Source organism: Pseudomonas sp. efr-133-TYG-23 (assembly GCF_030209215.1).
GTDB lineage: Bacteria > Pseudomonadota > Gammaproteobacteria > Pseudomonadales > Pseudomonadaceae > Aquipseudomonas > Aquipseudomonas rhodesiae.
The window spans coordinates 145,891-158,999 of record NZ_JARVSL010000015.1; the positions used below are offsets into that span (position 1 = coordinate 145,891).

The following is a 13,109-nucleotide window of genomic DNA, read 5'->3' on the forward strand; positions in this document are numbered from 1 at the left end:
TAAAGATTCCAAGCCATGACCACCCCGCTTCCCTGCTACCACTGCGCCCTGCCCGTGCCGCCCGGCAGCCGGTTCACCGCTCAGATCCTCGGCGAGCGCCGTGAACTCTGCTGCCCAGGTTGCCAGGCGGTGGCCGAAGCGATTGTGGCCGGGGGCCTGGAAAGCTATTACCAGCATCGCAGCGAAGCTTCGGCCAACCCCGAAGCGCTGCCGGTGCAACTGGTGGAGGAGCTGGCGCTGTATGACCGCGCCGACGTGCAAAAACCCTTTGTGCGCCATGACGGCGAACTGGCCGAAACCACCCTACTGATGGAAGGCATCAGTTGCGCGGCGTGTGGCTGGCTGATCGAAAAACACCTGCGCAGCCTGCCCGCCGTGGCCGAGGCACGGCTGAACCTGTCCAACCATCGCTTGCAGGTCCGCTGGGCCGATGGGCAACTGCCGTTGAGCCAGGTGCTCAGCGAACTGCGCCATATCGGCTATGCCGCCCACCCGTATCAGGCGGACCGCGCCGCTGAGCAATTGGCCAGTGAAAACCGTCTGGCCCTGCGCCAACTGGGCGTGGCCGGCTTGCTGTGGTTCCAGGCGATGATGGCAACCATGGCCACTTGGCCGGAATTCAATATCGACCTGAGCCCAGAGCTGCACGTCATCCTGCGCTGGGTAGCGATGTTTCTGACCACCCCCATCGTGTTCTACAGCTGCGCGCCGTTTTTCAAGGGCGCGTTGCGCGACCTGCGCACCCGCCATCTGACCATGGATGTGTCGGTGTCCCTGGCGATTGGCGGCGCCTACCTGGCGGGCATCTGGACCGCCATCAGTGGCGTGGGCGAGCTGTATTTCGATGCAGTGGGCATGTTCGCGCTGTTCCTGCTGGCCGGGCGCTATCTGGAACGCCGTGCCCGCGAACGCACCGCCGCCGCCACTGCGCAACTGGTCAACCTGCTGCCGGCGTCGTGCCTGCGGGTGCAAAGCGACGGCCAGAGCGAGCGCATCCTGCTCAGCGAACTGGCCGTGGGCGACCGCGTGCGCGTACACCCTGGCGCGGTACTGCCGGCGGACGGGGTGATCCTCGACGGTCAGTCCAGCATCGACGAGTCGCTGCTGACCGGCGAGTACCTGCCGCAAGCGCGACAGGTGGGCGATAGCGTCACCGCCGGCACCCTGAATGTGGAAGGCGCGCTGACCGTTGAAGTACGTGCCCTGGGCCACGACACCCGCCTGTCCGCCATCGTGCGCTTGCTGGAACGGGCCCAGGCCGAGAAACCGCGGCTGGCCCAGATCGCCGACCGTGCCGCGCAATGGTTCCTGCTGGGCTCGCTGCTTGCCGCCGCGCTGATCGGCTTGTGGTGGTGGCAGTTGGACGCGTCGCGGGCATTCTGGATCGTACTGGCGATGCTGGTGGCGACCTGCCCGTGCGCCTTGTCGCTGGCCACACCCACCGCCCTCACCGCCGCCACCGGCACCCTGCACAAACTCGGTTTGCTGCTGACCCGCGGCCATGTGCTGGAGGGTCTTAACCAAATCGACACGGTGATTTTCGACAAGACCGGCACCCTCACCGAAGGCCGCCTGGCGCTGCGAGCGATTCGCCCCTTGGGCCCGTTGGACAGTGATGCCTGCCTGGGCCTGGCCGCCGCCCTGGAAAACCGTTCAGAGCACCCGATTGCCCGTGCCTTCGGGCGTGCGCCGCTGGCTGCCGATGAAGTGCTGAGCACCCCCGGCCTCGGCCTGGAGGGTCGCGTGGGCGAGCGCCTGCTGCGCATCGGCCAGCCGGGGTTCGTGTGTGAGCTCAGCGGCTGCGTCTTGCCCGCCTCACCCGACGAAGCCGGACAATGGCTGCTGCTGGGTGACAGCCAGGGCCCGCTCGCCTGGTTCGTGCTCGACGACCGCCTGCGCAGCGACGCACCGGCCTTGCTGCAAGCCTGCCAGGCACGCGGCTGGCGCACCCTGCTGCTCTCGGGGGACAGTTCGCCGATGGTCGCCAGCGTCGCGCTTGAGTTGGGCATCGACGAAGCCCACGGTGGCTTGCGCCCCGACGACAAACTGCAAGTGCTGCAACGCCTGCACCGGGAAGGCCGCAGGGTGTTGATGCTCGGCGATGGAGTCAACGATGTGCCGGTGCTCGCCGCCGCGGATATCAGTGTGGCCATGGGCTCGGCCACCGACCTGGCCAAGACCAGCGCCGACGCGGTGCTGCTGTCCAACCGCTTGGATGCGCTGGTGCAGGCCTTCAGCCTGGCGCGGCGCACCCGACGGGTGATCATTGAAAACCTGGTGTGGGCGGGGCTATACAATGGCCTTATGCTGCCGTTCGCCGCCCTCGGCTGGATCACGCCTATTTGGGCGGCGGTGGGCATGTCCCTCAGTTCGTTGACCGTGGTGCTCAACGCCCTGCGCCTGACTCGCCTGCCGAGCGCGCCGGCCGCCAGCGCCCCTCAAGTAACCCGCCCGCTGCCGGCTTGAGCCGCGCGGGCATGGAGTGCAGATGCCAGCTTTATACGTGATGATTCCGGCGGCGCTGCTATTAGTGGGCGTCGCCATCTACATCTTCTTCTGGGCCGTGGACAGCGGCCAATACGACGACCTCGACGGCCCGGCCCACAGCGTGCTGTTCGATGACCAGGACCCCAACCACTTGGCCGGCGTCGAAGAAGCCAACAGCCCCGAGCAACCGCCCAAGCCCCAAGAACCACCCCATGCTTGAACTGGCGCCGTTACTGGTTTCCGCGCTGATCCTCGGCCTGCTCGGTGGCGGCCATTGCCTGGGCATGTGCGGCGGACTGATGGGGGCGCTGACCCTGGCCATCCCTCAAGAGCAGCGCAGCCGTCGGTTTCGTCTGCTGCTGGCATACAACCTGGGGCGCATCCTCAGCTACGCCTGCGCCGGGCTGCTGATCGGCATGGCCGGCTGGGCCGTGGCCAATAGCCCGGCGGCCATGATTCTGCGGGTGTTGGCCGGTCTGCTGCTGATCAGCATGGGCCTGTACCTGGCCGGCTGGTGGAGCGGTCTGACCCGCATCGAACGCCTCGGGCGCGGCCTGTGGCGGCATATCCAGCCGATTGCCAACCGTTTGCTCCCGGTGTCCAGCCTGCCCCGCGCGTTGTTGCTGGGCGCGCTGTGGGGTTGGTTGCCGTGCGGGTTGGTCTACAGCACCCTGCTCTGGGCCGCCAGCCAAGGCAATGCGCTGGACAGTGGTTTGCTGATGCTGGCATTCGGCCTGGGCACCTGGCCGGTGTTGCTGGCCACCGGGCTGGCGGCGGAACGCGTCACTGCCTTACTGCGCAAGCGCAGCGTGCGCATGGCCGGCGGTGTGCTGGTGGTGCTCTTCGGTATCTGGACCCTGCCCGGCCCGCATCAGCACTGGTTGATGGGGCATTGAAACGCCGTGTGGCATAGCGCCGCTCCCCGTTGACGCAAATCAAGGCGCCCCCTACGGCCAACCCCTAGACTCGGCCCACTAGCCTATCCGGGGGACGCCCGCATGCTCGACGCCATTCGTTGGGACACCGATCTGATTAACCGCTACGACCTGGCAGGGCCGCGCTACACGTCCTACCCGACCGCCGTGCAATTCGACAGCCAAGTCGGCACATTCGACCTGCTCCACGCCCTGCGTGACAGCCGCAAGGCCACACGGCCGCTGTCGCTGTACGTGCATGTGCCGTTCTGCGCGAACATTTGCTACTACTGCGCCTGCAACAAGGTCATCACCAAGGACCGAGGCCGCGCCCACGCCTACCTGCAACGCCTGGAGCAGGAGATCCAACTGGTGGCTTGCCACCTGGACCCCAAGCAGCCGGTGGAGCAACTGCACTTCGGCGGCGGCACTCCGACCTTTCTCAGCCACGACGAACTGCGCCAGGTCATGACCTGCCTGCGCCAGCACTTCAACCTGCTGGACGATGACTCCGGCGACTATGGCATCGAGATCGACCCGCGCGAAGCCGACTGGGCCACCATGGGCCTGCTGCGCGAGCTGGGCTTTAACCGCGTGAGCATCGGCGTGCAAGACCTCGATCCCGAGGTCCAGCGCGCAGTGAACCGCCTGCAAAGTCTGGAAGAAACCCGCGCGGTGATCGACGCGGCACGCACCCTGCAATTTCGTTCGATCAACATCGACCTGATCTACGGCTTGCCCAAACAGACGCCGATCAACTTCGCGCGCACCGTGGAGGAAGTCATCAAGCTGCAGCCAGACCGCCTGTCGGTGTTCAACTATGCGCACCTGCCGGAACGTTTCATGCCGCAACGCCGGATCAACAGCGACGAACTGCCCTCCCCGGCGCAAAAACTGTTGATGCTGCAAACCACCATCGAACAACTGACCCAGGCCGGCTATCGCTACATCGGCATGGACCACTTCGCCCTGCCCGACGACGAGCTGGCCATCGCCCAGGAAGAGGGCCGGCTGCAACGCAACTTCCAGGGTTACACCACCCATGGTCATTGCGATCTGATCGGGCTTGGGGTGTCGGCCATCAGCCAGATCGGCGATCTGTACTGCCAGAACAGCAGTGACCTGAATACCTACCAGAACACCTTGGCTGGCGCGCAACTGGCCACCAGCCGTGGCCTGGTCTGCACCACGGACGATCGTTTGCGCCGTGAAGTGATTCAGCAACTGATCTGCAATTTCAGCCTGGCTTTCGAACCCGTCGAGCAGGCTTTCAATATTGATTTTCGCGGGTATTTCGCCGATCTCTGGCCGCAACTGGAGGCGATGGCCACGGACGGCCTGATCACCATCGACGAACACGGCATTCGCGTGCTGCCGGCAGGTCGACTGCTGGTGCGTTCGGTGTGCATGGTGTTCGATGCGTACTTGGAGCACCAGAACCGGCAGCGGTTTTCGCGGGTGATCTGAAGGGCAAGTCCCGGCGCGATGAGGGCCGGGGCGTTGCGCAAATCTCTATACCATTGGTGCTTTTTTGTACAGGCTGGCCTGACTGCCCACAGTGCGTTACCCTTACGCATTATGTGTGATTCCCCACAAGGATTTTAGTAATGTCCGAGCCAGTCAAGCTGCGCGCTCATAACCAGGCCCATTGCAAGGATTGCAGCCTGGCCCCCCTCTGCCTGCCACTTTCGCTGAATCTGGAAGACATGGATGCGCTGGACGACATCGTTAAACGCGGTCGCCCGCTGAAGAAAGGCGAGTTTCTGTTTCGCCAGGGCGACAAGTTCGATTCCGTCTATGCAGTACGCTCCGGCGCGTTGAAGACATTCAGCCTGAGCGACGGCGGCGAGGAACAAATCACCGGTTTCCATCTGCCGAGTGAGCTGGTGGGGTTATCGGGCATGGACACCGAGATTCACCCGGTATCGGCCCAGGCGCTGGAGACGACCTCGGTGTGCGAGATCCCCTTCGAACGCCTGGATGAGCTGGCGCTGCAATTGCCACAACTGCGCCGCCAGTTGATGCGTGTGATGAGTCGCGAGATCCGCGACGATCAACAGATGATGCTGCTGCTGTCGAAGAAAACCGCCGACGAGCGCATCGCCACCTTCCTGGTTAACCTCTCTGCCCGTTTTCGCGCCCGTGGGTTCTCGGCCAACCAATTCCGCCTGAGCATGTCGCGCAACGAAATCGGCAACTACCTGGGGCTGGCGGTGGAAACCGTGTCCCGCGTGTTCACCCGTTTCCAGCAGAACGAACTGCTCGCCGCCGAAGGCAAGGAAGTGCATATCCTCGACCCGATCCAGCTGTGCGCGCTGGCCGGTGGCTCCATAGAAGGTTGATGCAGACACCTGCGGCCGCGCCAATCGGCGAGGTCGCAGGTATACTTCGAGTCCGTTTTCCGCACCCAGGACTCCTCGACGATGACCTTCGACTCGTTCGACATCAAATCCCTGATCCGCCCTGTCATCGACTTCCCCAAGCCTGGGGTGATCTTCCGTGACATTACCCCGCTGTTCCAATCGCCCAAGGCCCTGCGCCTGGTGGCGGACAGCTTTGCCCAGCGCTACGTCGAAGCCGAGTTCACCCACATCGGCGCGATGGATGCTCGTGGTTTTCTGATCGGTTCAATCATTGCTTATCAGTTGAACAAGCCGCTGATCCTGTTTCGCAAGCAAGGCAAACTGCCGGCCGATGTGCTGGCCGAGGGTTACCAGACCGAATACGGCGAAGCCTTCCTGGAGGTGCACGCCGACAGCTTGTGCGAAGGCGACTCGGTGCTGATATTCGATGACCTGATCGCCACTGGCGGTACGCTGATCGCCGCTGCGAACTTGGTACGGCGCATGGGTGCGAAGGTGTTCGAAGCCGCCGCAATCATCGACCTGCCGGAGCTGGGTGGCTCGCAGCGCTTGGAAGACATGGGCATCCCGACGTTTTGCCTGACGCAGTTTTCATTGACTGAACGCTAATGGCACTGCCCATCACAAGCCCATCTGCTTGCTGATGATTTCGTTCATCACCTCCCGAGTCCCCCCGCCGATGGACAGGATGCGGTTGTCGCGATACAGCCGCTCCACCAGATTGCCGCGCATATAGCCCTGGCCGCCGAGAATCTGCACGGCGTCGTAGGTGACGCGGTCGGCGGTGTCGGTGGCCAGGTTCTTGGCCATGGAAATTTCCTTGATCACACTTTTGCCCGCCGCCATCTTCGCTGCCTGGCGGTAAGTGAACTCCCGCGAGACTTCCACGGCCGTGGCCATTTCCGCCAAGCGATGCTTGAGCACCTGGAATTTACCGATGGGTTTGCCGAACGCCTCACGCTGAGCGGCCCATTGCAGGCTCTGTTCAAGGGCCATCTGCGCGGTCATATTGGCCATCAATGCCAGAGCCAGGCGTTCGCTCTGGAAGTTGCCCATAATGCAGGCAAATCCCATGTTCTCGGCGCCGATCAGATTGCCGACGGGCACTGGGCAGTTATCGAAGAACAACTCAGCCGTGTCCGACGCCCACCAGCCCATCTTCTTCAGTGGTGGACCGACGGTAAAACCAGGGGTGTTTTTTTCGATCAACAGCAGGCTGATACCGGCAAATCCCGGCCCACCGGTGCGCACCGCCACGGTGTAGAAGTCGGCGCGCACGCCGCTGGTAATAAAGGTTTTGCTGCCACTGACGCGGTAACAGTCGCCGTCGCGCACGGCGCGGGTGTGCAGGTTGGCCACATCGGAACCGCCACCCGGCTCGGTAACCGCCAGAGCAATGACCTTCGCCCCTGCCAACACCTGCGGCACCACTCGCTCGCGCACTTCGGGCCGTGCCCATTTGAAGACCGGCGGCAAGCCGATATCCAGCGAACCGAGCCCCGCGACAACGCCGCCGGAGCCGCAGCGCATCAACTCTTCGCTGGCCGCAACCTTGGCGAACAAATCGCCTTCGTGACTGCCACCCAATGATTCTGGATACCCGATGCCAAGGATCCCCGCCGCACCGGCCTTGTCGTAGAGGTCGCGGGGGAAACTTTGCGCCTCCTCCCAGTGCTCGATGCCCGGCAGTATTTCGCGCTCGACAAAGCGACGCACGCTGTCGCGGATCAGTTGGTGATGGGGGTCGAAGTAATCCTGATAGGCAGACATCGGCAAACTCCACGCTACGGTGGAGAGAAATTACCAAGCGCTTGCTTGGTTAACAAGCATTCGAGAGAGCGCGGTGCCAAAGAAATCCGAACTGAACACGCCACGCACTTGTTGCGGCGAAGCGGCCCTGTCTCCAGGCGCTGCGGTGCGTCAGGCAGAAACGGTTGCCAGGTTGTAGGGCTGCTTCGCAGCCCAGCGCAGGGCAAGCCTGCTCACTACACAGGGAGCGGCGCACATGCTTGCAGTGGTGAGCGGGCTTGCCCCGCGCTGGGGCGCGAAGCGGCCCTGTCTGCAGGCGCTCCGGTGGGTCAGGCGGAAACGGTCGCCTGGTTGTAGGGCGGCTTCGCAGCCCAGCGCAGGGCAAGCCTGCTCACTACAACAGCCGGGATGGCTAGAGGGCGATGGGTTTGCGGCCGGCGAAAGAGTGCGCCAGGGTGCCGCCGTCCACCAGTTCCAACTCGCCACCCAGCGGCACGCCGTGGGCGATGCGTGAAGTAATCAGGCCTTTGTTGGTCAGCAGTTGGGCAATGTAATGGGCAGTCGCTTCACCTTCCACCGTGGGGTTGGTGGCGAGGATGACTTCGGTAAAGGTGCCCTGCTCATCGATACGCGCCACCAGTTGCGGGATGCCGATGGCCTCCGGGCCGAGGCCGTCGAGCGGCGAGAGGTGGCCCTTGAGCACGAAGTAGCGTCCGCGATAACCGGTCTGTTCCACCGCATACACATCCATCGGCCCTTCCACTACGCACAGCAAAGTGTCGTCGCGGCGCGGGTCCGCGCATTGCGGGCAAAGCTCTTCTTCGGTGAGAGTGCGGCACTGGCGACAGTGGCCAACGCCTTCCATGGCCTGGCTCAGGGCCTGGGCCAGGCGAGTGCCGCCGCTGCGGTCACGCTCCAGCAATTGCAGCGCCATGCGCTGGGCGGTTTTCTGGCCGACACCCGGCAAAGTACGCAGGGCGTCGATCAGTTGACGAATCAGGGGGCTGAAGCTCATGGGGCATGGGTCCGACAAAACGACGAGACGCGGTTTATACCCGCGCCCCGGATTAGCGTCAAATGATCAATCCTGCGCGACGCGCACCACCAACTTGCCGAAGTTGCGCCCTTCGAGCAGGCCGATAAAGGCTTCGGGCGCCTGCTCCAGGCCCTCGACCACATCTTCGCGGAACTTGATCTTACCCTCGCGCACCCACGGCGCCATGGCGCTTAGGAACTCGGGCTGACGGTCGCCGTAGTCATCGAACACAATAAAGCCCTGGATGCGCACGCGCTTGGTCAGCAGAGTCCGTTGCAGGGCCGGTAGACGATCTGGACCACTGGGCGCCTCATGGGCGTTGTAGCCGGCAATCAGGCCGCACAGCGGCACCCGTGCCTTGGCATTCAGTAGCGGCAACACTGCGTCGAAGACCTTGCCGCCGACGTTTTCGAAATAGATGTCCACACCTTTGAAGCAGGCCTGGGCCAGCTCGTCGGCAAAGTCCTCGCTTTTATGGTCGATACAGGCATCAAAGCCCAACTCGTCCACCACATAGCGGCACTTCTGCGCGCCGCCCGCGATACCGACCACACGCAGGCCCTTGAGCTTAGCCACCTGCCCCACCACCGAGCCGACCGCTCCGGACGCCGCGGCCACCACCAGGGTTTCGCCGGCCTTGGGCTGGCCGATGTCCATCAGGCCCATGTAGGCGGTCATGCCGGGCATGCCCAGCACACCCAGCGCCATGGAAGGACTGGCCAGCCCCTTAGGCACCGGTATCAGGTTGCGGCCGTCGGAAATGCTGTGGCTCTGCCAGCCGGTCGCACCGACCACCAGATCACCCACTTCAAACTTCGGATGACGCGACTGCTCGATACGGCTGACAGCACCGCCGGTCATTACCTCGTCGATTTCCACCGGTGCCGCGTAGGACGGCGCATCGCTCATCCGCCCACGCATGTAGGGGTCAAGGGACAAGTACAGGGTTTTGAGCAGCACCTGGCCGTCCGCCAGCTCCGGCAAAGTCACACGCTCCAGGCGGAAGTTCTCCGGGGTCGGCGCACCTTTAGGGCGCGAAACCAGGACGATTCGCTGGTTGAGTGTCGGTTCGTGAGGCATCAGAGGGCTCCTTATCGAATTCATCGGTATAGGGTGCAGACCATGGGTGCCGTGCCGGGGTTCGATCGGATCGGCATAAACAAAAATGCCAGGCGCGATGCCTGGCATTGGAGTCTAGCTAAAGCCTGCGGATCAGAACGGCAGCTTCATCCCCGGCGGCAGTTGCATGCCGGCGGTCATACCGGACATTTTGTCCTGGCTGTTGGCTTCGATCTTGCGCACGGCGTCGTTCACGGCAGCCGCGAACAGATCTTCCAGCACCTCACGGTCGTCATCGCTGACGCCTTCAAGCAGGCTCGGGTCGATGCTCACGCGCTTGATGTCGTGACGACCGGTCATCACCACACTGACCATATCGCCACCGGCTTTACCGGTGACTTCGGCGTTGGCCAGTTCTTCCTGCATCTTGGCCATTTTTTCCTGCATCTGCTGCGCCTGCTTCATCAGGCCGGCCATGCCACCTTTCATCATGGGAATCACCTCAAAAGTACGTGGATCAAGTTAGTAGCCCGGTGTCATGACGCCTGGGGCACCGGAGCTTCGACAGGTTCAATAGTATCGTGGCGCACCACCGCACCGAACTGCTGCATCATTTGCTGGATGAGCGGATCGGCGTGGATCGCGTCCTCGGCTTCACGCTGGCGGTTCAGACGCCGGCGCGTCGCGGCCTGGGCCGGGGTTTCCTGCTCAGGCTTGATCAATTCGATGCTGATCGTCAGCGTGCGCCCATGGTACTGGTTAAGGGCATCATTGAGGCGACGCTGCTGGGTTGCGTTGAACAAGGCACTATGGGCCGGGTCCAAGTGCAGCGACCAGTGGTCGCCGTCGACAGCGATCAGCGTGCAGTTGGCGGCGATGCTGCCGGTCATGCCGGAAATCGGCAATTTCGGGAACAGTTCCAGCCACTGCAGAGCCAGGCCGGTGGCCGGCGCCGCGGCGGGTTCAGGCTCGGGCTCCGGGGCCGGTTCGGCGGCGTGTTCGCTGGCCAATTCGTCCAGGTAGCTGTAGGCCGAATCCATGTCCGGCTCGATGTAGTCTTCGTCCAGCGGCGGCTCGTCGTCGAGGTCGATGCCCGGCGTGGCCGCGTCGACTTGGGCGACCGTCGGCTCTGGCACCGGCGCGGACACCCACTCCGGCGCATCCGGCACCACGCTGTCAGGCGTCGGCGTGGGCATCGGGGTCAGTTCGGGTTGCTCGCCGGTGGTTTCCAGCACGGGCTCCACGGCGGGCTGCAACTCGGGCTCGGGCTCAGCGTCCGCCGGCTCGTTCCACGGCAGGTCGACCACAGGTTCGGGCTCAGGCGCGGCAACCGCTACTGGCTCAGGCGCCACGGCTGGAGGCGCTACCGGCGCAGGCGCTGCGGCAACTGGCGCAACCACGGCGGCGCCAGCCACAGGTTTGGCGGAATCAACTGTGGCCTGGCTGATCCCCACTGGCTTTAGCGGCTGTCTCGGCGCATCCGCCGTATCGGCGGGCCGGAACGCCAGCATGCGCAACAGCACCATTTCAAAACCGCCGCGCGGATCCGGCGCCAGGGGCAAATCGCGACGGCCGATCAGGCCCATCTGGTAATAGAACTGCACGTCTTCGGCCGGCAATGCCTGGGCCAACGCCAGCACCCGGTCGCGGTCGCCGTGGCCGTTGTCGACACCTTCAGGCAGGGCCTGGGCGATGGCGACGCGGTGCAGCACATTGAGGATTTCGGAGAGCACGCCGTTCCAGTCCGGGCCTTGCTCCGACAAATGGCGCACGGCCTCCAGCAACGCCTTGGCATCGCCGTCGATCAATGCGTGCAGCACGTCGAAGACCTGGCCGTGATCCAGGGTGCCCAGCATGGCACGCACATCGGCGGCCATGACCTTGCCTTCGCCAAAGGCGATGGCCTGGTCGGTGAGGCTCATGGCGTCACGCATCGAGCCATCGGCCGCGCGGCCGAGCAGCCACAGCGCGTCGTCTTCGAACGGCACGTTCTCGACACCCAGCACATGGGTCAAATGCTCGACCACTCGCTCGGGAGTCATGTTCTTCAGGGAAAACTGCAGGCACCGCGACAGAATGGTTGCAGGAAGTTTCTGCGGGTCGGTGGTGGCCAGGATGAATTTGACGTAGGGCGGCGGCTCTTCCAGGGTTTTCAACAAGGCGTTGAAGGAATGGCTGGACAGCATGTGCACTTCGTCGATCAGGTAGACCTTGAAGCGGCCACGGCTCGGGGCGTACTGCACGTTGTCCAGCAGCTCGCGGGTGTCTTCGACCTTGGTGCGGCTGGCGGCGTCGATCTCGATCAGGTCGACGAAACGCCCTTCGTCGATTTCCCGGCATACCGAACAGGTGCCGCAGGGCGTTGAGGTGATCCCGGTTTCACAGTTCAGGCACTTGGCGATGATCCGCGCGATCGTGGTCTTGCCCACCCCCCGGGTACCGGTAAACAGGTAGGCGTGGTGCAGCCGTTGGCTGTCCAAGGCATTGATCAGAGCCTTGAGCACATGGGTCTGGCCGACCATTTCGCGGAACGAGCGCGGGCGCCATTTACGTGCAAGAACCTGATAACTCATCGAAAACCGTCGCAACTGGGAAGCAGAGGCCGGTAATGCTAGCGGAGCAAGGGGGAAATTGCATCCGGCACGCTCGTCTAATCTGACTAAGCTCTGCTGACTGGCCCCCGAAACGGCCTGAACCTGGAGAGTGTATGCGCGTAGTCCTGGGCGCTTTATGGATGATCACCACGGCCAGCCTGGCGGCGCCTGCCCCGCTGCGTTTTTCGATTTCCGACAGTTGGGCGATGCCGATGGTGCAGGTGGAGAACGGTCAGCCGACCCAGGGCATTTTGTATGACGTGATGGCGAGCCTGGCCACACAGCTCGGCCTACCGGCCCGGTTCCAGGTGCTGGCACGCGCGCGCATCGCCACTGCCTTGCTCCATGGCGACATCGACGTGCGCTGTTATGTCACCCAGGCCTGGCTCGATGACCTCCCCGGCGACTACGCCTGGAGCGTGCCGCTGATGGTGCAGCGCAGCGTCCTGGTCAGTGCCGCCGAGCAACCGATCACGCTGGCCGACCTGGCCCCGCAAGCCATCGGCACCGTGCTCAATTACCGCTACACCGGCCTGGCCGCGTTGTTCGCCAGCGGCCGGCTGACCCGTGACGATGCCCGCAGCGAAGAACAGGTCTTGCACAAACTGCTGGCCGGACGCTTTCAGTACGCCGTCATCAACGAATGGACGGTTGATCGCTTCAACCAATCCCTGCCGCTTGGTCGGCGTCTGCATAAGGTCGCCGTGGTCGATGAGTTGAACCTGAGCTGCCTGGTGCGCAACGATCCAAACCTGCCGGTGCAACAGATTCTGGACACATTGCAGCGCATGAAAATGTCAGGGGAAATCGACAAGATCATTCAGCTGTACACCGGCCAAATTCCATCGGCGCCCCACGCTCCTGACAAGAACTGACAGTGCGACCTTTTAGACTGGGCTGACTTAAC

General features: G+C 63.5%; 12 protein-coding genes. 7 read left to right on the plus strand and 5 right to left on the minus strand.

Going from position 1 to position 13,109, the window contains the following annotated elements; translation table 11 throughout:
- The first annotated feature begins 15 nt into the window (after positions 1 to 15).
- From QRN41_RS10475 to QRN41_RS10500, 6 genes are all read left to right on the plus strand, one after another.
- Positions 16 to 2,466 (plus strand): heavy metal translocating P-type ATPase, encoded by a 2,451-nt coding sequence (locus QRN41_RS10475; RefSeq protein WP_167416875.1) that lies wholly within the window; start codon positions 16 to 18, stop codon positions 2,464 to 2,466.
- A 22-nt stretch (positions 2,467 to 2,488) separates the two neighbouring features.
- Positions 2,489 to 2,707 carry a cbb3-type cytochrome oxidase assembly protein CcoS gene (ccoS, locus tag QRN41_RS10480; protein ID WP_034099677.1) on the plus strand — a complete coding sequence of 73 codons (219 nt, stop codon included), beginning with the start codon at positions 2,489 to 2,491 and terminating at the stop codon, positions 2,705 to 2,707.
- A complete protein-coding gene (locus tag QRN41_RS10485; protein ID WP_034114795.1) occupies positions 2,700 to 3,383 on the plus strand; it encodes a sulfite exporter TauE/SafE family protein in 684 nt (227 codons plus the stop codon). The genes ccoS and QRN41_RS10485 overlap by 8 nt, the downstream gene beginning before the upstream one ends.
- 102 nt (positions 3,384 to 3,485) lie before the next feature.
- Positions 3,486 to 4,868, plus strand: coding sequence for an oxygen-independent coproporphyrinogen III oxidase (gene hemN, locus QRN41_RS10490; RefSeq protein WP_167416874.1), 1,383 nt, complete (start codon positions 3,486 to 3,488; stop codon positions 4,866 to 4,868).
- Positions 4,869 to 5,008: 140 nt separating this feature from the next.
- A complete protein-coding gene (gene fnrA / locus QRN41_RS10495) occupies positions 5,009 to 5,743 on the plus strand; it encodes a Crp/Fnr family transcriptional regulator FnrA (RefSeq protein WP_034099680.1) in 735 nt (244 codons plus the stop codon).
- Between the two features lie 81 nt (positions 5,744 to 5,824).
- Positions 5,825 to 6,373: an adenine phosphoribosyltransferase gene (locus QRN41_RS10500; RefSeq protein ID WP_034114796.1), complete on the plus strand. Its 549-nt coding sequence runs from the start codon at positions 5,825 to 5,827 to the stop codon at positions 6,371 to 6,373.
- Positions 6,374 to 6,385: 12 nt separating this feature from the next.
- On the opposite strand, the gene QRN41_RS10505 is transcribed toward QRN41_RS10500, so the two are convergent.
- The 5 genes from QRN41_RS10505 to dnaX all read right to left on the minus strand — a co-directional run bounded on the left by QRN41_RS10505 (position 6,386) and on the right by dnaX (position 12,181).
- Positions 6,386 to 7,534 carry an acyl-CoA dehydrogenase family protein gene (locus QRN41_RS10505; RefSeq protein ID WP_167416873.1) on the minus strand — a complete coding sequence of 383 codons (1,149 nt, stop codon included), beginning with the start codon at positions 7,532 to 7,534 and terminating at the stop codon, positions 6,386 to 6,388.
- A 391-nt stretch (positions 7,535 to 7,925) separates the two neighbouring features.
- On the minus strand, positions 7,926 to 8,528 hold the full coding sequence (gene recR / locus QRN41_RS10510) for a recombination mediator RecR (protein ID WP_167416872.1): 603 nt from the start codon (positions 8,526 to 8,528) through the stop codon (positions 7,926 to 7,928).
- A 66-nt stretch (positions 8,529 to 8,594) separates the two neighbouring features.
- Positions 8,595 to 9,629 carry an NADPH-dependent curcumin/dihydrocurcumin reductase gene (gene curA, locus QRN41_RS10515; protein WP_034099683.1) on the minus strand — a complete coding sequence of 345 codons (1,035 nt, stop codon included), beginning with the start codon at positions 9,627 to 9,629 and terminating at the stop codon, positions 8,595 to 8,597.
- Between the two features lie 132 nt (positions 9,630 to 9,761).
- Positions 9,762 to 10,100, minus strand: coding sequence for a YbaB/EbfC family nucleoid-associated protein (locus QRN41_RS10520; RefSeq protein ID WP_034138927.1), 339 nt, complete (start codon positions 10,098 to 10,100; stop codon positions 9,762 to 9,764).
- A gap of 44 nt (positions 10,101 to 10,144) precedes the next feature.
- Positions 10,145 to 12,181 carry a DNA polymerase III subunit gamma/tau gene (gene dnaX / locus QRN41_RS10525; protein ID WP_094064990.1) on the minus strand — a complete coding sequence of 679 codons (2,037 nt, stop codon included), beginning with the start codon at positions 12,179 to 12,181 and terminating at the stop codon, positions 10,145 to 10,147.
- Positions 12,182 to 12,315: 134 nt separating this feature from the next.
- On the opposite strand from dnaX, the gene QRN41_RS10530 reads away from it, so the two are divergent.
- Positions 12,316 to 13,077 carry a substrate-binding periplasmic protein gene (locus QRN41_RS10530; protein ID WP_285421532.1) on the plus strand — a complete coding sequence of 254 codons (762 nt, stop codon included), beginning with the start codon at positions 12,316 to 12,318 and terminating at the stop codon, positions 13,075 to 13,077.
- The last annotated feature ends 32 nt before the right edge of the window (positions 13,078 to 13,109 follow it).